The 21,523-nt window shown below is 45.2% G+C and carries 17 protein-coding genes and 1 pseudogene; 7 read left to right on the top strand and 11 right to left on the bottom strand.

What is annotated here, in order from left to right; genetic code table 11:
• Positions 1-102: 102 nt before the first annotated feature.
• The 3 genes from PATL_RS08955 to PATL_RS08945 form a co-directional block, all read right to left on the bottom strand.
• On the bottom strand, positions 103-759 hold the full coding sequence (locus PATL_RS08955) for a peroxiredoxin-like family protein (RefSeq protein WP_011574577.1): 657 nt from the start codon (positions 757-759) through the stop codon (positions 103-105).
• Positions 760-1,009: 250 nt separating this feature from the next.
• A complete protein-coding gene (locus PATL_RS08950; protein ID WP_011574576.1) occupies positions 1,010-2,170 on the bottom strand; it encodes an L-dopachrome tautomerase-related protein in 1,161 nt (386 codons plus the stop codon).
• Between the two features lie 230 nt (positions 2,171-2,400).
• Positions 2,401-3,402 carry a zinc-binding alcohol dehydrogenase family protein gene (locus tag PATL_RS08945; protein ID WP_011574575.1) on the bottom strand — a complete coding sequence of 334 codons (1,002 nt, stop codon included), beginning with the start codon at positions 3,400-3,402 and terminating at the stop codon, positions 2,401-2,403.
• Positions 3,403-3,647: 245 nt separating this feature from the next.
• On the opposite strand from PATL_RS08945, the gene PATL_RS22790 reads away from it, so the two are divergent.
• Positions 3,648-3,824, top strand: coding sequence for a hypothetical protein (locus PATL_RS22790; RefSeq protein ID WP_011574574.1), 177 nt, complete (start codon positions 3,648-3,650; stop codon positions 3,822-3,824).
• Positions 3,825-4,114: 290 nt separating this feature from the next.
• Here PATL_RS22790 and PATL_RS08940 read toward each other — a convergent pair whose 3' ends face one another.
• Complete coding sequence (locus tag PATL_RS08940; protein WP_232283309.1) at positions 4,115-4,573, bottom strand: DUF6789 family protein; 459 nt, start codon at positions 4,571-4,573, stop codon at positions 4,115-4,117.
• A gap of 391 nt (positions 4,574-4,964) precedes the next feature.
• Here PATL_RS08940 and PATL_RS08935 point away from each other — a divergent pair, with 391 nt between their 5' ends.
• Positions 4,965-6,947: a PAS domain-containing hybrid sensor histidine kinase/response regulator gene (locus PATL_RS08935; protein ID WP_011574572.1), complete on the top strand. Its 1,983-nt coding sequence runs from the start codon at positions 4,965-4,967 to the stop codon at positions 6,945-6,947.
• Positions 6,948-7,074: 127 nt separating this feature from the next.
• Here PATL_RS08935 and PATL_RS08930 read toward each other — a convergent pair whose 3' ends face one another.
• On the bottom strand, positions 7,075-7,992 hold the full coding sequence (locus PATL_RS08930; protein ID WP_011574571.1) for a histone deacetylase family protein: 918 nt from the start codon (positions 7,990-7,992) through the stop codon (positions 7,075-7,077).
• Between the two features lie 2 nt (positions 7,993-7,994).
• The gene (locus PATL_RS08925) at positions 7,995-9,830 is read right to left on the bottom strand and encodes a GNAT family N-acetyltransferase (RefSeq protein ID WP_011574570.1); all 1,836 of its coding nucleotides are present in this window, start codon (positions 9,828-9,830) and stop codon (positions 7,995-7,997) included.
• Between the two features lie 261 nt (positions 9,831-10,091).
• Here PATL_RS08925 and PATL_RS08920 point away from each other — a divergent pair, with 261 nt between their 5' ends.
• Complete coding sequence (locus PATL_RS08920) at positions 10,092-11,495, top strand: MBL fold metallo-hydrolase RNA specificity domain-containing protein (RefSeq protein WP_011574569.1); 1,404 nt, start codon at positions 10,092-10,094, stop codon at positions 11,493-11,495.
• A gap of 223 nt (positions 11,496-11,718) precedes the next feature.
• On the opposite strand, the gene PATL_RS08915 is transcribed toward PATL_RS08920, so the two are convergent.
• Entirely contained in the window at positions 11,719-14,760 is a 3,042-nt protein-coding gene (locus PATL_RS08915; RefSeq protein WP_011574568.1) for a D-2-hydroxyglutarate dehydrogenase YdiJ, read from the bottom strand.
• Between the two features lie 264 nt (positions 14,761-15,024).
• On the opposite strand from PATL_RS08915, the gene PATL_RS08910 reads away from it, so the two are divergent.
• Positions 15,025-15,243, top strand: a complete 219-nt coding sequence (locus tag PATL_RS08910; protein ID WP_041713582.1) for a PGPGW domain-containing protein — start codon at positions 15,025-15,027, stop codon at positions 15,241-15,243.
• Between the two features lie 167 nt (positions 15,244-15,410).
• Here PATL_RS08910 and ppsA read toward each other — a convergent pair whose 3' ends face one another.
• Positions 15,411-17,786, bottom strand: a complete 2,376-nt coding sequence (gene ppsA / locus PATL_RS08905; RefSeq protein ID WP_011574566.1) for a phosphoenolpyruvate synthase — start codon at positions 17,784-17,786, stop codon at positions 15,411-15,413.
• 211 nt (positions 17,787-17,997) lie between these two features.
• Here ppsA and PATL_RS08900 point away from each other — a divergent pair, with 211 nt between their 5' ends.
• Together PATL_RS08900 and PATL_RS08895 are read left to right on the top strand one after the other, a co-directional pair.
• Entirely contained in the window at positions 17,998-18,810 is an 813-nt protein-coding gene (locus PATL_RS08900; RefSeq protein ID WP_011574565.1) for a posphoenolpyruvate synthetase regulatory kinase/phosphorylase PpsR, read from the top strand.
• 197 nt (positions 18,811-19,007) lie between these two features.
• On the top strand, positions 19,008-19,691 hold the full coding sequence (locus tag PATL_RS08895; RefSeq protein WP_011574564.1) for a DUF2461 domain-containing protein: 684 nt from the start codon (positions 19,008-19,010) through the stop codon (positions 19,689-19,691).
• A gap of 40 nt (positions 19,692-19,731) precedes the next feature.
• Here the strand turns inward: PATL_RS08895 and PATL_RS08890 are convergent, their stop codons facing one another.
• Both PATL_RS08890 and PATL_RS08885 read right to left on the bottom strand, forming a co-directional pair.
• Positions 19,732-20,058 carry an RnfH family protein gene (locus PATL_RS08890; RefSeq protein WP_011574563.1) on the bottom strand — a complete coding sequence of 109 codons (327 nt, stop codon included), beginning with the start codon at positions 20,056-20,058 and terminating at the stop codon, positions 19,732-19,734.
• A complete protein-coding gene (locus tag PATL_RS08885; RefSeq protein ID WP_011574562.1) occupies positions 20,055-20,486 on the bottom strand; it encodes a type II toxin-antitoxin system RatA family toxin in 432 nt (143 codons plus the stop codon). The genes PATL_RS08890 and PATL_RS08885 overlap by 4 nt, the downstream gene beginning before the upstream one ends.
• A gap of 125 nt (positions 20,487-20,611) precedes the next feature.
• Here PATL_RS08885 and smpB point away from each other — a divergent pair, with 125 nt between their 5' ends.
• On the top strand, positions 20,612-21,088 hold the full coding sequence (gene smpB / locus PATL_RS08880; protein WP_006992410.1) for an SsrA-binding protein SmpB: 477 nt from the start codon (positions 20,612-20,614) through the stop codon (positions 21,086-21,088).
• A gap of 141 nt (positions 21,089-21,229) precedes the next feature.
• Here the strand turns inward: smpB and PATL_RS22415 are convergent.
• Positions 21,230-21,425, bottom strand: a pseudogene (locus tag PATL_RS22415) (2,4-dienoyl-CoA reductase); the annotation flags it as partial.
• Positions 21,426-21,523: the final 98 nt, after the last annotated feature.

Genomic DNA, 21,523 nt, shown 5'->3' with positions numbered 1-21,523 from the left:
CTTAACTGGCTATTCAAAGGACAGAAAGCCGAGACCCACTGTTCGTTCGCACCTTGCTGGCTCTTGGCGTTTTAACAACGGGTCATTTAGGAAATTATCGGCTTAGGTAATTTGATTTGCCTTCAACGCCGCAATGATGTCTGCTGGCTCTGCACGGGTGCGGTAATCTACATCCACAAAGCGCCAAATCACTTTAGCGTCGGCATTTAATACGAATGTGGCGGGAATAGGTAGCATGCTGCCATTACCATTATTGATGCTGGCTAAGTCTAAACCGCGATCTTTACGCATATGCTGTAATATTAGCTCGGGTACTTCCCACGCCACACCATAGGACGCAGCTACGCGGGCATCCTGATCTGATAACACATGAAACCCTAATTCACTTATCTCACTTTTACTTAAGCTGTCGTCGGGCACTTGCGGGCTTATAGCGACTAATTCAGCGCCTAATTCGTGAATGTCACCCAATATCGACTGAAGGGCTCTTAGCTGTAAATTACAATAAGGGCACCAGTCGCCGCGATAAAACGTGGCCACTACTGGGCCTTTCGTGCGCAAATAGGATAACGCCACGTCTTGACCTTGGGCATTTGGCAACGTGAATGTTGGCGCCTGCTGGCCGATTTCGATAGCCTCGCTGCCTTGCTCAAACTCATGAGCTTTGGCCATTAACTCATCCATCGCTTGCATAAATTCAGGTTTGGCTTGTCGTGATTTCGCGACTTGCGCCTCGGTTTGTTCTTTTAAAGTGGACATTTTTCTCCTTATCGTGCTGTCGTAATCATGCTGTCGTTCTGGGCATTGCGGTAATCGGTAAGTGACTAGCCCAATTTGATATGCGATATGCGATACACCTAGATTCCGGCGCCACACAGATAAATCGCTTAGGTGTATTTACCACATAAATAAAAGGCGCGAGCAATAAAAAAGCGCCATGTTCACACTGTCAGAGTGAGCATGGCGCTATTTGTTCCGCACTGGCTAACATTCAAATAAAATAATAATCCTAGCGACCTGTTTTTCCTTTCACTAATGCAGGAAAGCGCATGATCTTGAACTCTCCTTTACTGGCATTTTCACCACCGTTTAGCACAGCAGAGCGATGCAATTCATTAACTGTAAAGTAGATATAATCATCCGGTCCATAAGCAAAGCCATCGGGCCACACGATGCGCTGATCTTTATACAAGGTGCGGCTGTTACCTGCGCTATCCGTTACTTCAATGGCACCTTGGGTCACAGAGGTGACATACACATTACCACCACCATCAATGGTAATACCGTCAGACAATGATTTATCACCGTAACGCTGTATTTTGTCTTCAAGTGCATCCATATCAAGACTTAAATCCACTAAGTCATCGGTTTTCACGCGATAGATAGACGTACCTGACATGGCACCGAAATACAGCCAATTAGAATCAACATCAATAGTGATCGGGTTGACGCCTAGTCTTGCAGGCTGGCCACCTAAGGTAATCACTCTGCCTTCTATTATCATGTCCACATCTTCGGCTTGAGTAAACTCACTGCCTTCTAGAACACGTCTGGCTTGCCCCGTTTTGATATCGACTATCACCATGGCGGCGCGGTTATCTGACGCGGTATCTGCAAGGTATATTTTGCCGTGTTTGTTGTCTATCGCCAAATCATTCAAAAAAGAGCCCGGCGTGATCATGGGCTTGGCAATATAAATAATTTTTTCAAGGGTTTCTGAGCGTGTATTCCAGCCCACTAAACGACCTGCGTGGTCATCTGATGATGTATCTAGCATCCACAACACGCCGTTTTGATCCACATTCAAACCCAGCACATCGTACAAACCGATTTGGTTCTCATCCGGTTTAGATGCCCACGCTTCGCTTGGGTAAGGTTTCACCGAACCATCATTAAACAGTTCGACAATCTTCACCGGCTGACCATAAAAACCGTGCACACTTAAGAATTTACGTCCATCTGGACCAATGGCAATATTCCCAGGAGGAGTCGTTTCATCAAGCGATGCATAGGTTTCCAACTCGTGGCTGATTTCTTGTTGGGCATGGGACTCTGTGGGTGCTCGGCTTTGTGCCAAGGCAACGTGTGAATTCAGTGCAGCCACGCTTAGCAAGGTAAGCGCTGTGATAGTGGAGCGGAATTCGCGGAATGAACTAACCGTTAATGTCATATAAGTTCTCAATGAGTGTGTTCAAATTAGTGTATTTAAATGAGTGCGTTAGCGTGTATGTATTGATTTGCGTAGCTTACTTTTACTCATGGCGTTTTTGCACATGGCGTACCAGACCTTATTAAGGCTAAACGAATTTCATTGGATGTTATTAATGATGTTATTAATAAAAGCGTTACTTGAGGTGAATCAAAACCTTGCAGGTCGCAAAGCTAAAACCGGCAGTCGCTCTAGAAGCCCGCTAACACCAGTTTACCTACCATCGTTTGAGACTCGAGCAATTGATGCGCTTTCACTAAATTTTCAACGTTGATTTTGCCTAACTCCCTACCCAATGTGGTCATCAAAGTACCGTTATCAACCAACAGAGCAATTTGATTTAGTATGTCGTGCTGGGTTTGCATATCGGTTGTTTCGAATAACGAGCGAGTAAACATGAACTCCCAATGCAGTGATACGCTTTTACGTTTTAATGCCACCACATTTAATGACGCGGGGTCATCTATCAAAGCAAATTTACCTTGCGGGGTAATGCACTGGACTATTTGTTCAAAATGCTGGTCGGTATTGGTCAAACTAACAATGTTATCGACAGAGTCAAAACCCAGCGCTGTGAGCTGTTCCGCCAACGGTTGATGGTGATTTATCACATGGTCGGCACCTAATTTACGTACCCAATTTGCGCTATTTTCACGAGATGCGGTGGCAATGATGGTCACACTCGTCAGCTGTTTCGCCAACTGCAGCATGATCGATCCCACACCGCCTGCTGCGCCAATGATCAACAAGCTTTGCTTGCTGTCTCGGTTGAGTTGCAAACGATCAAATAGCAATTCCCATGCAGTTATCGCAGTCAGCGGCAAGGCCGCAGCTTGTGCATCGGAGATTGAGGTGGGTGCTAAGCCAACAATACGTTCGTCAACAAGTTGAAATTCAGCGTTACTGCCTTGACGTGACATATCACCTGCATAAAAAACCCGGTCGCCCACATTAAAGAGTGTCACGTTCTCACCCACGGCTTTTACAATACCGACACCGTCATAACCCAATACTTTTGCATCTGGCGATGGGTTAATTCTGCCGCGCAATTTTGTATCCACTGGGTTAACGGACACGGCTTTGACTTCAATTAACAAGTCTCTCGCTGATGGGACGGGCATGTCGAGGGTATATTCTTGCAACGACTCAGCAGTCGCGATTTCACTTGGTTTTTTATAACCGATGGCTTTCATCACACTCTCCAATCATTCACTCAGTTATTGGCTATAGTTGCATGGCATTGTAAATCACTTTCATTGGATAAAAAGGACGTCTTGCACGAAACATTTTCAAAAAATTATTGTAAGTGCAGCATGAGTCCTCTGGCATTAGTAGTAGGTAAAAACAGTAGGTAAATTTACTTCCAAAAAAAACTATAAATGTATATACATTTGCTATACATTAAAAGCTGATAAATCACGATTCGGATGACAACCCTTTGAGCGTTAAAAAGGCGAAGAAGAAAAATAGTCAGTTAATTGTCCGCATTAATGACCAAGAGCGCGCTGAGTTTGTAAACTTATGTGAAGAGCTTGATACCAGTGCGGCCCGTGAAGTGCGTAGATTTATCCGTCAGTTCATCAATGAGCAGAATCGCCCTTCGATCGACACATAAAATCAAGAAGCGACTGCTTACATGACACCTTTCTCGTATATAAAAAAGGAATACTCTAATGGCTAAATCAAATACCAAAGCGCTTAAGAAAGAAATTAAAAACCGCAAAGCTAAAATTGCTAAGCAAGAAAGCAAAGTGAAGAAGTTAAAAAAACAACTTAAGAAAGCAAAATAGGCGCACTGCGCATACTAGCCAGAAGGGCCTCTCCCTCTGGCTTTTTATATTAGTTAATGAACTGAACCGATTCTCCCTCTTCGATTAAGCCAGTTTACTTTTTCCTACAGTAAGATTAATCAGAGGTTCCGAGTAATTTAGCGAATGTAAATCCCATTGCCGCGCCAAACACAAGGTGCAAAATAAGGGTCATGACAGGCGCCATTATACCCATGCTCAACCCGAATAGACCTGCACCACTCATAGGCATAGGACCTATCATCATTAATAACCATGCCAAGATACCAAATGTCATTCCTTTAGCTACTTGAGAGCCTCCGGGAAGGATACCGTTAAAAACAGCAAATGCCCCGCCCCAAGCAACCGAGCCAAGCACAAAATGCATTATCCACCCAGTAGTAAGACTAATCTGTGTACCCATTTTCTCAGCTGCCATGGTTGACATCATATGAATCGGATCTAACTCTGGCATCACGCCCATGTTCTTTTTCACCATCATCAATCCCGTTAGCACCAATGTACCGACGAAACCTGCAATAATCCCTTTAACAAAGACTGATATATTAAACGACATGTACTTGACCTCTTTAATTTGTAATGTATGTAGTGACAATAGCATTGACGACCAAGCCTTAGGTTGATGTTTATAACCTTCTTCTAGATAAGAACGTGAAGTTGCTAACTATCTTACAAATAAATCATTCGCTTAAAAGCACGAACCGAGCTCACTCATTACCCAAAACATCCTTAAGACAGCGTGAGACATCGAACCAAAGCGTGTTGATTATTCGTTTGTAGCGACATTTTAGTGGTTATTTTTGGTAGTTATATAATATGCTATTACACAAAATTAAAAACCTCTGTTGAGTGGGTAGCATTTGAGTGTATTACGTAATGAATACAATGTATGTTAAGCGTTGAAAGGGGATAACAACGTCAATAACTGTAAGCAGGAAATAACGTAAATGACTTATACGCCTCAATCCAAATCCGCTTTAAATTTTATCGCCGGCGGCGGGGAAATGGGCGCTAGAATACGCGCATACGATTGGCAGTCCTCCCCGATTGGACAGCCCGAAGATTGGCCGCAATCTTTAAAAACCAGCGTAAGACTGCTGTTATCCAGTGGCCATCCCATGTTTATTTGGTGGGGTGAACATCTTATTCAATTTTACAATGACGCTTACGCCAGTACGCTAGGCCCAGAACGCCATCCCAGTGCGTTAGGCCAACAAGGCCGAGACTGTTGGGCCGAAATTTGGCCTGAAATCGCCCCGCAAATGGAGCAGGTTTTAACTGGAAAAGGCCACACTTGGCACGAGAACCAACGTTTGTTCATTACACGTAATGGTGTGCGTGAAGAAATGTATTGGACCTATAGTTACAGCCCAATTGACGATCCAAATTCGGCAAACGGCATCGGTGGTGTTTTAGTCGTGTGTAACGAGACAACCGAGCAGGTGTTAGCAGAGCACGCCATGAAAACGGCCGAAGCTCGTTGGCGCTCATTGTTCGACCAAGCTCCCAGTTTTATGTGCATAGTGCAAGGGCCTGAACACCGCTTTGAATACGCCAATCTCAACTACTTCAAACTACTAGGCAAACAAGATTTTCTAGGCGAAAAGGTAATTGACGTTGTTCCTGAGGTCGACGCTCAAGGGTTTATCGCCCTACTAGACAAGGTCTTTGAAAGCGGTGAAAGCCACCACGGTATTGAAATGCCCCTCGTTGTGGGCAATGGTGCCCCTATCTATATCGACTTTATTTATCAGCCAATAATGAACGCGAGCGGTCACGTCAGCGGAATATTAGTAGAGGGCAATAATGTCACCGAGCGCGTTATGGCGAATCGTTCACTGCAGGAACAAGACAAGCTTAAAGACGAATTTCTCGCCATGCTAGCCCACGAGTTACGTAATCCATTAGCCCCTATTCGCAATGTGAGCGAAATATTGCTCAACATGGAGCAACGCGATCCAAAGCTAAAAAACATCGGTGATATTCTGGCCCGCCAAGTACGTCACATGACTCACCTCATGGATGACTTACTGGATGTGTCTCGTATCAGTCAAAACCTAATCAATTTGCAGCTTGAACCTACCAACTTCTCTGATATCGTCGATTTAACCATAGAATCTCAGCAAAGTGCGCTGGATACCAAACAACATACTCTTGAGGTAGTCGATACCCCGCAAGATTTATATGTTAACGGCGACAGCACTCGCTTGGTTCAATCTTTAAGCAACGTGTTGAACAACGCCATTAAATACACTCCTGAGGGTGGCCACATTACACTTGAGTGTGTGGCAGACATTGAAACTGTGCAGGTGATTATTAGTGACAATGGCTACGGAATTTGCCCTTCGATGCAGGGTAAGGTGTTTGAACTTTTTGCCCAAGTACAGCAAACGTTAGATCGCTCCCAAGGTGGCTTGGGTATTGGTCTAAATATCGTTCAGCGTTTAGTGCAAATGCATGGCGGGTCCATCTCGGTGAGTAGCCAAGGTCTGGGTCATGGTTCATGCTTTACCATTACCTTGCCTAGAATAACCGCCCCTCAAAAAATGGCTGCCGAGGCCGCATTTGCCCTAAAAGCAGAGAAACGAATTTTGATAGTCGATGACAACAAAGATTCTGCGGATACTCTATCAGAGTTATTAGCGATGCAAGGGCACAAAGTGACTGCCGTTTACACCGCTCATGATGCACTCAGTGATATTGAAAAAATAGAACCTGATGTTGTCTTACTCGATATAGGTTTACCCGATATGAATGGCTATGAAGTTGCCCAGCAAATCCTTGTCAAAAAGTTGAAGCCTCTGTTGGTTGCTCTTACAGGATACGGTCAAGCCGAGGATGTACGTAAAGCCAAGGAAGCAGGGTTTGATTATCACTTCACTAAACCCGTGAATTTCAGCGAGCTGAATCACATTTTTGCGCAAAAATAACCCGCATCAACACAGATTAAACAGACACTCGGCGTCAAGAGAGATTACTCCCAAAACACAATATTTAGGTAATGTGATGCGCATATAAACGCCCTGCCTGGTGGCTCTGTCTTAATCTAGCGTTGAGTCAATCCATCATCCCTTTTATATGCGCCGCTACGCTGCGCCCCAGAGCATTCAACACATAGCCCCCCTCCAAAGTAGACACCATCTTGGCATTGCAATGCTTAACGGCCAGTTTTTTAAGCTCTGCGGTTAACCAGTAAAAGTCCGTTTCGACCAAATTAAAGTGCCCCATATCATCTTCATAGTGGCTGTCAAAACCGGCAGAGATTAAGATAAGTTGCGGAGCAAAGGCATCTATTTTAGGCAACCACTGCTCGCTAATGGCTTGCATAAATTCATCACCATAAGTCCCCGCGGGCAAAGGCAGGTTTAAAATATGCTCGTTCCCTGGCCCCATGTTGTAAGGGAAAAAAGGCGACTCAAATGATGAGCAAAACAGCACGCGTTTATCGTTGAAAAAAATGTCTTCAGTACCGTTACCGTGGTGTACGTCAAAATCAATAATGGCAACACGCTCTAAACCATATTGCGCCATAGCGTAAGCCGCAGCTACCGCAATATTATTAAAAAAGCAGAAGCCCATGGCTTTGGCATGCTCGGCGTGGTGACCCGGCGGGCGCACTGCGCAAAACGCCTGTTCGGCCTTGTCTTGCATCACTAAGTCCACGGCCATCACATTCGCCCCAGCTGCATATAACGCCGCGTGTAAACTGTGCTGCCCTAATTGGGTGTCGGGTGCTAACTCTATAACGCCTTCTTTGGGGGCACTGGCGAAGACATGATCCACATAGGCTTTGTCGTGTGCTAAGTACAACTGCTCTTTTGTGGCCTGAATTGCCTGTTGTTTATCAATAATAAAATCGAGCCTTGACGCAATAAGCTGATCGTTAATCGCATGTAATCGGTCTGGGCTATCTGGGTGATCTGTGCCTGCCTCATGCAAACCGCAACCCGGGTGGCTTATAAAAACAAAACTCATTATTACTTGTCCAAATTCAAGGTTAGATTAACTTCGCCCATCTCTTGTGAAGGTTGGCGCTCGAAATGCGCACTTTCAAAAACTCTAATCATATTGCGGTTATCCGCCCTGACCACCGCTAACATTCTTGTTAACCCCCTTTGCTTTGCAATAACGATCATTTCTGCCAATAGTTGTTTAGCCATGCCCTTTCCGTGAAACGATTCTCGGGTGACAAATGCCGCTTCACAGCTTTTATTGTCGGCACACAAGTAGTAACGCCCCACGGCCTGAATTTCTGACGCCGAACCTTGCTGCCTAACAATGCACAAGGCTAAGTCGTGACTCTGATCAACACTGACCAAATTACACGACTTTTCACGGGTCATTTGTGTGGGGTAATGGTTATAACGGTAAAACAGGGTTTCTTTGGTATGGGAATAGAAGAACTCTTGCAGACGACGTTCGTCTGCTGGGTTGAGTGGCCGTAGGTCAAACGATTGATTATCAATCTTCATCGTCTTAAACCCTAATGGACCGAGTTCAGGCACATCTCGAGGATAATTCTTTTGATAGTTCGGCACCCAATAATGCTCACGCACTTTGGCCAACAGTTGTTCACGAAATTTAGGGTGCGCTACACGAATTAGCTCCAGCGCTCGCTCTCGAATACTTCGCCCCTTAAGAGATGCGACACCAAATTCGGTGACTACATAATGCACATGGCCGCGGCTCGTCACCACCCCACTTCCCTCTGTGATAAAAGGCACTATACGCGAAATGGTGCCTCCCTTTGCAGTAGAGGGCATGGCAATAATCGGTTTACCTCCAGGCGACATAGCAGCACCACGAATAAAATCCACCTGCCCGCCAATGCCACTATAAAACTGATAACCAATGGAATCGGCAACCACTTGGCCCGTTAAGTCCACTTCCAGTGCGCTATTTATCGCCACCATTTTATGATTACGCGCAATATTCGCCGGCGAGTTCAGATAATCACTGGGGTAGAACTCCACGTGGGGATTGTTATCAACAAAGTCATATAGCTTTTTGCTGCCTAAACAAAAACTCGCCACTGTTTTACCGGGGTGAAAGGTTTTTTTACGGTTGTTGATCACGCCCTTAGCAATCAAATCGATAATACCGTCTGTAATTAATTCACTGTGCACGCCTAAGTCTTTGTGGTTCTGCAAGTAATACAGCACCGCATTGGGTATTTTCCCCACTCCTAGTTGCAGCGTGGCGCCATCGTCAACCAACATGGCAACGTATTGGCCGATACGCTCTGTGATTTTATCTGGTTCGTAAATAGGCAGCTCTGGGAGCGCTTGCTCCACTTCGATGCATGCCGCTATGTCGTCAATTCGAATAAACGTATGGCCGCTGGTACGTGGCATCGATGTATTGATTTGAGCAATCACGTACTTGGCTTTTTTAACTGCCGCCAGATTCACATCAACGGCCACACCTAACGAACAATAACCGTATTTGTCAGGCGGGCTGACCATGATAAAGGCGGCATCTAAAGGCAAGATATCCTGCTCAAACAGTGAAGGGACTTCAGATAAAAAACACGGCGTGTAATCGACCCGCCCCTCAGCCACCGCTTGACGGACTTTTTCGCCGCCAATAAACAAGGCGTTTACTTTGAATAAATCACTGAAATGCGGGTCAACCCAACGACTGTCTGACAATGCATTAAATTGCACCAGCTCTATGTCTTTTAAATCTCCGCTATTGGCGATTAAATCATCAATGAGTGCGTTAGGAACGGCAGCATTCGAGCCAATAAAAATACGATTGCCAGACTTAAGTAACGCTTGCCAGTCAGGCCTATTAGGTAAGGCGGTTTTCATAATCACTCCTTAGATATACTCACATCGACTATGCCACAGAGTATCGGTGTCGGCATTAAGACGTTGGTCTGTCGTCTGTGGCAAGGCCACAAATATTGATGGCGTATTATTCGATAGAACACCGAGGTAAGTCACGCACTTAAGCAGCGCAAACTTGATGTGAAACAAAGTCTGCCCCCTAAAATACGCTACATTGAAATGACGTTTTAATTACATTTCATTTTCAATACGTCCGACGTATTGAACTGAAAAAGGATTGTCATGGCTATTATCTATTTTTGGGGTGCAGCGCAGGAAGTGACTGGCTCGTGTCATTTAATTGAGTCTGCAAGCTTCGGTAAAATCCTGCTCGATTGCGGTATGCATCAAGGGGGGAGCTCAATTGATCGCATTGGTGACGAAGGCTTTCCGTTCAACCCTGCATCCATTGACGCAGTGCTGTTATCCCATGCCCATCTCGACCATAGCGGCATGTTACCTAAACTCGTCCATGATGGATTTACCGGCCCCATATACTGCACCTCAGAAACGGCGGATTTACTGGTGGTAATGTTGCAAGACTCGGTCAGCATTTACATGGGTGACTTAGCCCGTGAAAACCGCCGGCTAGCCCGTAAAGGTAAGCCTCTACTTGAGCCTGAATACTCAGAAGAAGATGTCATGCAAGTCATCGCTCAGTGCGAGTCGCAAAGCTACAACAAGGCGCTTAAGCTTGCTGAGCAAACCACAGCGTGCTTTCACGATGCTGGACATATTCTCGGCTCAGCGATTATCGAACTTAGCTTCGAAGAAAGAGGCGAGCAGAAAAAATTGGTCTTCTCTGGGGATTTAGGCAACAAAAGCGCCGTATTAATGAACGACCCATGCATACTGACCAAAGCTGATATTGTATTAATGGAAAGCACCTATGGCGATCGCAATCACAAGTCTATCGATAATACGGTATCTGAGCTTAAAACCATTTTAAAGGATACCGAAAACCGAGGCGGCAATATTATGATCCCTGCGTTTGCAGTAGGACGTACCCAAGAAATACTGTTCTACCTAGGTCAATTACACCAACAAGGTTTATTAGACAATTGGCAGGTTATTCTCGACAGTCCCATGGCAATTGAAGTGACGCGCGTTTACGACAAGTGGTTTAGTGCGCTCGATAGTGACGAAATTGAACAAGCCAGCCCTAACGCACACTCCATATTAAAAGACTTCATTCCGCGCTTGTTTTTGTCCGTGGCACCGGATGAGTCCATGATGATCAATAAAATTAAAAAAGGGGCGCTAATTATTGCCGGCAGCGGCATGTGTACCGGAGGACGGATACGCCACCATTTCAAACAGCGCATTTGGGATTCACGCAACGCCATTATCTTTTGTGGATACCAAGCAAATGGCACGCTCGGTAGGTTGCTGGTTGACGGCCTACAGCATTTAAAATTGTTTGGTGATGATTACGTGGTCAAAGCACAAATAGAAACGCTGGGCGGCTTTTCTGCTCATGCAGGGCAAAATGAACTCGTAGAATGGGTGAGCCATTTTGAGAACAACCCGAAAGTTGTGTTAGTGCACGGTGAGCCTAAAGCCCAAGAAGCGTTAGCACAGAAATTATGGGAAGATAAAAACATCAGAGCCGTGATCCCCAGTTTGGGCCAAAGCTTGGTGTTTTGAAGTCGTACTGCTTTTGCGCTTCGTGCAGTCTTTCAAGCAGGTCGCGAAAGGAATTTGCTTACAAAAAAGCAGTCAATACTGAGTATTTACTGCTTATTTTAACATCATATTTTTAGCACTTAGCTGTTACCAAGTCTCTTTAATCAAGCCTATTTAAAACAACCTTTTTAAAACATTCATTCTAGTGCGCACATTTTAAGGCGTGCGCGTTAGCACAAGCGTGTTAAGAGAGGTGCGCGAGCATCGCTTGCAATGGATGCTTAGGTTTTTCACCTTCTATACGCGCAACCTGGCTGCGACATGAATACCCAGTGGCTAAGATTTGAGAAGTCTTAAATTTCGCCACAGCCTTTTCCCAGCTCAGAGCATAAATGCCTTTTGATTGTTCTAGGTGGCTTGCTTCATGACCAAACGTGCCAGCCATGCCGCAGCACCCCACTGAAATCGGCGTAAGTGACATGCCCATACGCTGGAACAGTTGCTGCCAATGTTTCTCACTTTCAGGCAGAGCCGTTTTCTCTGTACAGTGACCGAAGAATGCATACTCGGTATCAGGCGTGTTGCCTTGCTCGGGCAAGGTAATTGTCGCTAGCCATTCGTGAACTAGCTTCACCTCAAAGTTGCCTCTGGTATCACCTAACACTTTTTTGTATTCATCTCGATAGCACAGCACTAATGACGGGTCGACACCCACCATAGGTATGCCCAGCGGTGCTAGCTTGTTTAAAAAGTCTGCACTGTCTTTTGCCGTCGCGGCAAATTCTTTCAAGAAACCTTTCACATGTTGGGGTTTACCATTAGGCATAAAGGGCAAAAGAATAGGCTCGAATCCTAGGCACTCAACGAGTTTAACCAAATCATGCAGCAAACCTGCTTCATAAAAGCTGGTGAAAGGGTCCTGTACAATCAACACTTTCTTGGCCCGCTCGTTCGCGCTCAAGGCTTGCAACGTCCCTAAATTAAAATGACTGGCTTCGTGTCCTGCGAGTTGCTTTTTCAATGACGGGGAAGACAATAACGGCGTGTCTACATAACCCACCGTTTTCTTAATAAGCTTGTTCATCCACGCTTGTTTTAAAAAAGCATTTATCAGTTTTGGCGCTTTGGCCATCAGCGGCGCCATGGCTTCAATATTACCCACCAAATAATCTTTCGCGGGGCGCATATAACGTTGATAGTAGATAGATAAAAAACGCGCTCGAAACGTGGGTACATCCACACTCACAGGGCATTGGCTAGAACAGGCCTTACATGCTAAGCAGCCATCCATCACTTCTAACACTTCATGGGAAAAGTCCTTAGATTGGGCTTTTCCCATAGAGTTATTCAAGCGCTTTAAGAGGTTTTGACTCTTGCCTTGTAATTCAAGGGCATTCACGTCTACTTGATTACTGGCTAACAAACGCAACCATTCACGCATTGCCCCTGCTCGTCCTTTGGGACTGTGACGACGGTCAGAGGTGATTTTACTCGATGGGCACATGGTGGATGTGGTGTCATAATTGAAGCATAAACCATTGCCGTTACAGTTCATCGCTGGCTCAAATGCATCGCGCACGCTAATCGGTATCTGGCGGTCAAACTCACCGCGTTTCACGCCACCAACACTGACTAAAGATGCACTGCTTTCAATCGGTGTGCAGATTTTTCCTGGGTTCATTTTGTTGTGAGGGTCAAACGCCGCTTTTATTTTTCGTAGCTCTGCATATAACTCTTCACCGAAAAATGCCGGCGCATATTCACTGCGATAGCCTTTGCCATGTTCGCCCCACAATAATCCGCCATATTTAGCGACCAAGGCCGAAACTTCATTAGATATATCTGGGATTGTCGCTTCTTGCTCAGGGTCGCACATATCCAGCGCTGGGCGCACATGTAACACCCCAGCATCAACGTGACCAAACATACCGTAATGTAAATTACGGGCATCAAGTAACGCCCGAAACTCCATAATAAAATCAGCCAAATTCTCTGGCGGTACGCCTGTATCTTCGACAAACGCCAAGGGCTTTTTACGGCCCTTCGTTTTACCCAATAACCCCACAGATTTTTTACGCATCGCATAAATTTTGCCAATATCGGCGTTGTCATAAGTGATTTGATAACCAATTACGCCACCTTCATTGCTTTCAAGCGCAGCATCTAATTTAGCGCTCAGCAAGGTGATTTTTTCTCGCAACGCTTCTTCTGAATCACCATTGTACTCGACCATGTTTAGGCCCAGCACTTCCTTGTTTTCCACCTCAGTAATGAGCTCTTTGACTTGATGCCAAATGATATCTTGCTTCGCTAGGTTTAAAACGTTGCTATCAACTGTTTCTACAGATGTTGCGTTTGCCGCCACCATATGCGGCGCATGGCGCAGCGCTGACTCAAAAGAATCGTACTTAATATTCACCAAGGCTTTGTGTTTAGAAATAGGAGTGACGTTCAGTTTGGCTTCTGCCACAAACACCAAGGAGCCTTCAGAGCCAGTGATAACACGGCTAATATCGACTTTGGTTAAATCGTCATTTAATGCATGCTCTAAATCGTAACCGGTTAAGAAGCGGTTCATACGAGGAAATTTAGCTAAGATCTGTTCGCGCTTGTCCACACAGGTTGCCAAAATTTGTTTAACCAACCTACCCGTAATGTTCTGTTGCTGTGCAACCTGCTTGGCCTGCTCCATGTCCATTGGGGCGGTCTCTAGCAATGTGCCGTCAGCCAATACAGAGGTTAAGCCTAAAACGTGATCGCTGGTTTTACCGTACACCAATGAGCCCTGCCCTGAAGCGTCAGTACTGATCATACCGCCAATGGTCGCACGGTTGCTGGTCGATAAATCTGGCGCGAAAAACAAACCGTAAGGGCGAAGCGCGTCGTTTAACTGATCTTTCACCACACCTGCTTGTACTTTTACCCAGCGTTCTTGCGGATTAATTTCAAGAATGTTGTTCATATGCCGTGACACGTCAACAATAACGCCTGACGTCAAAGACTGCCCGTTGGTACCCGTACCGCCGCCTCTCGCGCTAAAAGCAACATCGTTATATTGACTAGCAAGCTCACCAATTACTTGTAAATCAGCCACTGACTTGGGTAGCACCACACCTTGAGGCAACGCTTGATAAATAGAGTTATCGGTCGCCACGGCAAGACGGCTGGCATAGCTAAACTCTATGTCGCCACTAAATTCACTGCGCCTCAAAGCTGAGAAAAAAGCGTGATAATTGGATTGCGGGCCGGATTCAACGTCTAAAGCGGGTAATTCGTGCTGGGGCATAATGTTCTTTTTTCTCACGGTTTAACAATTGCGCGCCATTGTACAACCTAAGCGCCTCTAACATCTAATACGCGAAAGGAATTATTTAGTTTTTATCTAGGTTAATTATTCCGTATAGCCCAATTTTTTGCGCAAATTGTGCCCTTATCCCATACTATTGTAACGCCTGCTACTTGCTTACGTCATACTCGGTAACAAGTATGCAGTTGCAACTTTCCTATTCGTGTCGTAAAAGTGAACCCTGAAAAAAGGAATATATGCAAAATGAAAAATCTACGTATTGGGTTAGGCGCACTGTTGGTTATTGCAGGCATTGTGCTGTTTATCATCCCAGGCTCAATGTTGCTGGTATTAGCAGGTTTATTGTTGCTCAGTGTTGACGTACCTGTTGCCAGAACTTGGCTAAAACGTTGCCAAACGAGTATGGCTCGCTCATCCGCCAAGCTTGACCGCGTATTGCTCAATCGAAAATTACGAGATTAAGCTTCTTTTCGTCGACTTGGTTATCTTTCTTAAGCTTTTCTCCCCTGCATTAGCACAATATTTTTTTAATAAAAAGTCCAAAAAAAAGGCTGTCTCATGACAGCCTTTTTACCTGTAGGGCACTGATTTTATTATTATTGTTATTCAGCGGTGTATTTTAGCGCCTGTTACTTCTTGTGCTTTTCCCCTAAGTACAACCAAGTCTCGACGACTGTATCAGGATTTAACGATACGCTGTCGATACCTTGCTCAACTAACCATGCGGCTAAGTCTTCATGATCAGATGGGCCTTGGCCACAAATGCCCACATACTTACCGCGTTTTTTCGCTGCTTGGATCGCCATTGCGAGCAACGCTTTCACCGCAGGGTCACGCTCGTCAAACAAGTGCGCAATCACGCCTGAATCGCGGTCAAGACCAAGGGCTAACTGGGTCATATCGTTTGAACCAATCGAGAAGCCATCGAAGATATCCAAGAACTGATCAGCCAATAATGCATTTGACGGTAATTCACACATCATAATGACGCGTAAACCATTTTCACCTTGCACTAAACCTTGCTCTTTAAGCAATTCGATAACGCTGCGACCTTCTTCAAGCGTACGCACGAATGGGATCATGATCTCGACATTCGTCAAACCCATTTTATTACGTACCCGCTTAATGGCTTCACATTCAAGTGCAAAGCAATCACGGAAGCTTTCAGAAATATAACGGCTCGCACCACGGAAACCCAACATAGGGTTTTCTTCGTCTGGCTCGTACTGATACCCGCCCACCAAGTTGTAGTACTCGTTGGATTTAAAGTCAGACATACGCACAATGACTTTTTTAGGTGAGAAAGCAGCACCGATTGTGGCGATCCCTTCTACCAATTTCTCAATATAAAACTCAACTGGCGATGCGTAACCCGCGATCATTTCGCTGATTTCTTCTTTAAGTTCAGAAGGCTGGGCATCAAAGTTAAGCAAGGCTTTTGGATGCACGCCAATCATACGGTTTATGATGAACTCTAAACGTGCAAGGCCAACGCCTTCATTCGGCAAGCGAGCAAAATCGAACGCTCTGTCAGGGTTACCCACGTTCATCATCACTTTAAGGGGGATTTCAGGCATAGAATCGATGCGAGACGTCACCACGTCAAAATCGAGCACGTCACCATAGATAAAGCCTGTGTCGCCTTCGGCACATGAAACGGTAATATTGTCACCGTTATTAATCAGGTCTGTGGCGTTGCCACAGCCGACAACAGCCGGAATACCCAACTCACGAGCGATAATAGCTGCGTGACAAGTACGCCCGCCACGATTGGTAACAATCGCTGAGGCTTTTTTCATGATGGGCTCCCAATCAGGGTCGGTCATATCCGTTACCAACACATCACCGGCTTGGATTTTGTCCATCTCTTCAATGGAGCCAAGCACTTTTGCCACGCCAGCACCAATTTTATGACCGATAGAGCGACCTTCACATACAACACTCGCTTTGCCGTTTAAGCGGAAGCGCTCAATCACTTGAATGTCTTCTCGGCTGCGAACTGTTTCTGGGCGTGCTTGTACGATATAAAGTTTACCGTCGATGCCGTCTTTAGCCCATTCGATATCCATCGCGCGTTTGTAGTGTTTCTCGATGATTTGCGCTTGTTTGGCTAACTCTTGAACTTCGTCATCTGTCAGCGAGAAAACCACACTGTCGGCTTTATCGATATCAACAATTTCCACTTGCTTGCCATGGCTCAAATCATCAGAGTAAATCATCTTGGTTAATTTACTGCCGAGATTACGACGTACCACTGCTGGCAAGCCTTTGTCTAATGTTGGCTTATGTACATAAAATTCATCTGGGTTAACGGCACCTTGCACCACCATTTCACCCAAACCGTATGATGACGTGATAAATACCACATCTTCAAAACCTGATTCAGTGTCAATGGTGAACATCACGCCTGACGCGGCGCAGTCACTGCGTACCATGCGTTGAATACCTGCAGATAATGCCACGCCTTTGTGGTCATAACCTTGGTGTACGCGATAAGAAATGGCACGATCGTTAAATAAAGAGGCATAAACGTGCTTGATGGCAACCATCACGGCATCAATGCCCTTTACGTTTAGAAATGTTTCTTGCTGTCCGGCGAATGAAGCATCAGGCATATCTTCAGCCGTTGCAGATGAACGTACGGCAAATGACGCTTCGTCTCCTGCATCACCCTGCAAGGTTTTGAATGCAGATGTGATGTCTGCTTCTAGTTCAGGCAAAAATGGGGTGTCGATGATCCACTGGCGGATCGTTTTACCCGCATCGCCTAAGGCAGGAATGTCATTCACATCCAACGTATCAAGCAAATCGTGAATGCGGGCCTCAAGGCCACTTTGTTCTAAGAAAAGATTAAACGCTGACGCAGTCGTAGCAAAACCACCGGGTACTTGTACACCAGCATTTGAAAGATTCGAAATCATTTCGCCAAGGGATGCATTTTTACCACCGACGACGCCCACGTCGTCCATTCCCAATTGCTGATACCAAAGCACATTTTCTTGCATTTAATTCGTCTCCAAGATGAACTCAATTGTAAAAGCTGCCAACGATGACAACCCCAGATAGTTAGTCAAAATGACGCCTGCTAAACGTCGAAAAAAATTATATTTCTCAAGTGCCTAGCTTTTTACGTGAGGGATTTTAGAATGCAGTTCAGAAGAAAGTAAAATTTAATTTATTTATGTAATTATATTACTACATTGTTAAGGAAATGTTATGCGAACGGCTTACTATATTTCAGACGGAACAGCGATAACTTCGGAGGTATTTGGCCATGCATTGCTGTCATTATTCACGATCGAGTTCGAACATATCACAGTTCCTTTTGTTGAAACTGAAGAACAAGCGAAACAAGTTGTTAAAAAAATATCTGAAAGTTTTCAAGATGATGGTCAGCGCCCTTTGGTGTTTTACACGATAGTGAATACCGAAGTGCGCAAAATAATCTCTAAATCGGTGGGCATTAACTACAATTTTCTCGACCAATTTGTTGCCCCATTAGAAATCGTTTTGGGCGTGCCTTCAAAACCAGAAAAACATCGCACTCATAGCATTCATGAAAAAACCTATGACATCAGAATAGAAGCAGTTAACTACGCCTTGGCGAACGATGATGGATCAAATTTACAAGAGTATGACGAAGCCGATATTATTTTGGTTGGCGTATCACGCTCAGGTAAAACTCCCACCAGCTTATATTTAGCGCTGCAATACGGCATCAAGGCGGCAAACTACCCTTTCACCGAAGAAGACATGGGAGATATTTTAAAAATGCCCCCTGCCCTCAAACGCTACAAAGACAAAATGTTTGGCTTAACCATTGAAGCTCAGCGCCTGCATCAAATACGTTCTGAGCGCCGTGCTAACAGCCGCTATGCGTCGCTGCAACAGTGCCGCATGGAATTGCGCGAAGTTGAAAACCTTTACCGCAAGGAAAAAATTCCTTTTCTAAATAGCACTCGTTATTCCATAGAGGAAATTTCAGCGAAAATCTTGGCTACCACAGGCCTGCAACGCAAGAAGTACTAGTAAATAACGCACCGGTTACTCATGAGGCACTCAGAGGTACTGGAAGAGTTACGGTAAGAGGCACTCAACACCATCAAAAAATACACTGCTGGCATTTTTACCGTACAAAAGAATCTGTAACAATTGTCACAACCACTGTTATTGATTTGCCATAACCATTCAGTAAGCTGGTCGCAAACATTCTATAAGGCCAGCTTATGTTTACCCACTTCGACCCATCCCTATTTACGTTTTTACAGCAACTAGAAAAAAACAACGACAGGGAGTGGTTCAATACGAATAAACAGCGTTACGAAGACTTAGTGCGCGGGCCTGCGCTTGAATTTATTACCGAGATGCAGAACTGGATCCCGATGATTTCTCCCCATTATGAAGCCACGCCCAAGAAAATGGGAGGCTCATTAATGCGGGTATATCGAGACGTGCGCTTCTCAAAGGACAAGTCCCCTTATAAAACCAACGTGGGCATTCAATTTCGCCACGAAATAGGCAAAGACGTGCACTCGCCTGGGTTTTATATGCACATTGCCAGTGAAGAATGTTTCCTTGCTGTGGGCACATGGCACCCGCAACCCGATGCACTGCGCGCTATTCGAGAGCATATTCAGCGTAAACCTTCTGTCTATCAAGATGCTATCGAGCACGCCCCGTTTACTGAGTATTACCATATGGCAGGCGATTCCCTGATCCGTCCACCAAAAGGCTACGACACTGAATCCCCAATGATTGAAGAAATTAAACGCAAAGATTTTATTGCTATTTGCCCGCTGGATAAAAAGCAGTTATTAGAAGGTAATGTGTGTGAGTTGGCCGCGACCCGTTATGGCCGAGCGCAGCCTTTACAGAAGTTTTTATGTGATGCACTAGGGCTAAGGTTTTAGGCTAGCTAACTACATTTAAGCACCAAGCGCGTAAAGATAACTATGCGCGCCCACCAGTGACTTTATTGGCACGCCCTTCCTCTTTGGCTTTTTCCGCCCGGCGGCGACGCGCTTCTTTAGGGTCGGCAATTAGCGGGCGATAAATCTCGATTCGATCACCATCTTGGGGTACATCACTTAACTTACAGGTACGATTCCAAATACCGACTTTGCTTTTTGACAGGTCAATATCGTCAAAGCGCTGCAGTATACCTGATGCCTTTATCGCCTCTTCAACGGTGTGGCCCATTTCAACCACCACTTCTAACAAGGCTTGGCGATCAGGCAACGCATAGGCTACTTCTAGATTAATTTGTTTGTCAGTCATGTATAAATCTCTTTTGCTCGCTGTGTAAAAGCGACCACCATATTCGCTGCAATCGCATTAAAAACACGGCCAAAGGCCATTTCCACTAAGCGACTCGAAAAAGCAAAATCTAGATTTAATTCGATTTTACACGCGCTGTCAGAAAGCGCCTTGAAGGTCCAGCCGCCACGCAGTTCTGAGAAAGGCCCGTCGACCAAATTCATTCTAATGTACTCACCGCGAGATAACTCGTTACGTGTACTAAACCATTGTTTGATACCCGCTTTTGAAATCAGCAAAGAGGCTTCCATGCTGTGTTCGTCTGCATGGGTTACTTTTGTCTGAGCACAACCAGGTAAAAATTCTGGATAACGTTGCACGTCATTTATCAAATCAAACATTGATTCAGCACTAAACGCTACCAGAGCGCTGCGGGTCACATTAGGCATCAATTCCCCTTGAAATGGGTCTGTCGGTTTTTATAGGCGCAAAATACTAGCATAAAATCAGATATCTATTTCAATATCAGTGATTTTTGTTGTACCCCGTTAGACAACCATTATAATACGGCGCCATGAAATCAAAGAAGTCAAAATCAACTAACAACACCATCGCATTGAATAAAAAGGCGCGGCACGACTATATCTTGCAAGATAAAATCGAAGCTGGCATTGAATTACAAGGATGGGAAGTTAAAAGCATTCGTTCAGGCAAAGTCAATTTGTCTGACAGCTACGTTACCTTACACAAAGGCGAAGCCTTTTTAGTGGGTAGTACTATTCAACCTCTTAACCAAGCATCAAGCCACGTAGTATGTGAGCCTTTGCGTCAGCGTAAACTCTTACTCAACAAACGTGAGCTCGACAAACTGATAGGCTCAGTCGAGCGCCAAGGGTACTCAATTTTAGCCACCGCCATGTACTGGAAGAAAAACTGGGTAAAAGTAGAAATTTACTTAGGTAAAGGTAAGCACGAGCATGATAAACGTGATGCCGTGAAAGACCGAGATTGGGCGAGAGACAAAGAACGCATGATGAAGCATAAAGTCTAGGCTTTATGCCCCATGCCCCATGCTTCATGCTTCATGCTTCATGCTTCATGCTTCATGCTTCATGCTTCATGCTTCATGCTTCATGCTTCATGCAGGCAACGATATGCATTCATTGTCATAAAGGGCGCAACAGCGCCTTTGTTAACTCAGCTCATTCCTAAAACGTTTGCGATAACGCTTCGTTAGCTTGGCCGCGAATTTGATCCAATATCAGGCTGATAACCGGTGACAACTTCCCTTTCGGGTTTTTTCCCTCACCGACTCTGCGAATTTGTCTTTTCACCAGCGCCATGGTTGCCAAGCCTGACAGGGTTTTGTCTTTCCATGTCACCTTGGGTGACGCGCTGGTAATAGCATGGTTACCTTGCCACTGATTGAGTAAATGAGGCCCAATCCCCTTCAGTTCATTTACGATACTGGATGAGTAAGGTGCTA

The sequence above is a fragment of the Paraglaciecola sp. T6c genome, assembly GCF_000014225.1.
In the GTDB taxonomy this organism is placed as follows: domain Bacteria; phylum Pseudomonadota; class Gammaproteobacteria; order Enterobacterales; family Alteromonadaceae; genus Paraglaciecola; species Paraglaciecola atlantica_A.
The sequence above is the reverse complement of the archived record's forward strand: the minus strand, read 5'-3'. Positions and strand labels throughout refer to the sequence as shown.

Bases quoted from the DNA above. Each gene is read 5' to 3' on its own strand.
- PATL_RS08955 (WP_011574577.1), bottom strand. From the start codon at position 759: ATGTCCACTTTAAAAGAACAAACCGAGGCGCAAGTCGCGAAATCACGA.
- PATL_RS08950 (WP_011574576.1), bottom strand. From the start codon at position 2,170: ATGACATTAACGGTTAGTTCATTCCGCGAATTCCGCTCCACTATCACA.
- PATL_RS08945 (WP_011574575.1), bottom strand. From the start codon at position 3,402: ATGAAAGCCATCGGTTATAAAAAACCAAGTGAAATCGCGACTGCTGAG.
- PATL_RS08940 (WP_232283309.1), bottom strand. From the start codon at position 4,573: ATGTCGTTTAATATATCAGTCTTTGTTAAAGGGATTATTGCAGGTTTC.
- PATL_RS08935 (WP_011574572.1), top strand. From the start codon at position 4,965: ATGACTTATACGCCTCAATCCAAATCCGCTTTAAATTTTATCGCCGGC.
- PATL_RS08930 (WP_011574571.1), bottom strand. From the start codon at position 7,992: ATGAGTTTTGTTTTTATAAGCCACCCGGGTTGCGGTTTGCATGAGGCA.
- PATL_RS08925 (WP_011574570.1), bottom strand. From the start codon at position 9,830: ATGAAAACCGCCTTACCTAATAGGCCTGACTGGCAAGCGTTACTTAAG.
- PATL_RS08920 (WP_011574569.1), top strand. From the start codon at position 10,092: ATGGCTATTATCTATTTTTGGGGTGCAGCGCAGGAAGTGACTGGCTCG.
- PATL_RS08915 (WP_011574568.1), bottom strand. From the start codon at position 14,760: ATGCCCCAGCACGAATTACCCGCTTTAGACGTTGAATCCGGCCCGCAA.
- PATL_RS08910 (WP_041713582.1), top strand. From the start codon at position 15,025: ATGAAAAATCTACGTATTGGGTTAGGCGCACTGTTGGTTATTGCAGGC.
- ppsA (WP_011574566.1), bottom strand. From the start codon at position 17,786: ATGCAAGAAAATGTGCTTTGGTATCAGCAATTGGGAATGGACGACGTG.
- PATL_RS08900 (WP_011574565.1), top strand. From the start codon at position 17,998: ATGCGAACGGCTTACTATATTTCAGACGGAACAGCGATAACTTCGGAG.
- PATL_RS08895 (WP_011574564.1), top strand. From the start codon at position 19,008: ATGTTTACCCACTTCGACCCATCCCTATTTACGTTTTTACAGCAACTA.
- PATL_RS08890 (WP_011574563.1), bottom strand. From the start codon at position 20,058: ATGACTGACAAACAAATTAATCTAGAAGTAGCCTATGCGTTGCCTGAT.
- PATL_RS08885 (WP_011574562.1), bottom strand. From the start codon at position 20,486: ATGCCTAATGTGACCCGCAGCGCTCTGGTAGCGTTTAGTGCTGAATCA.
- smpB (WP_006992410.1), top strand. From the start codon at position 20,612: ATGAAATCAAAGAAGTCAAAATCAACTAACAACACCATCGCATTGAAT.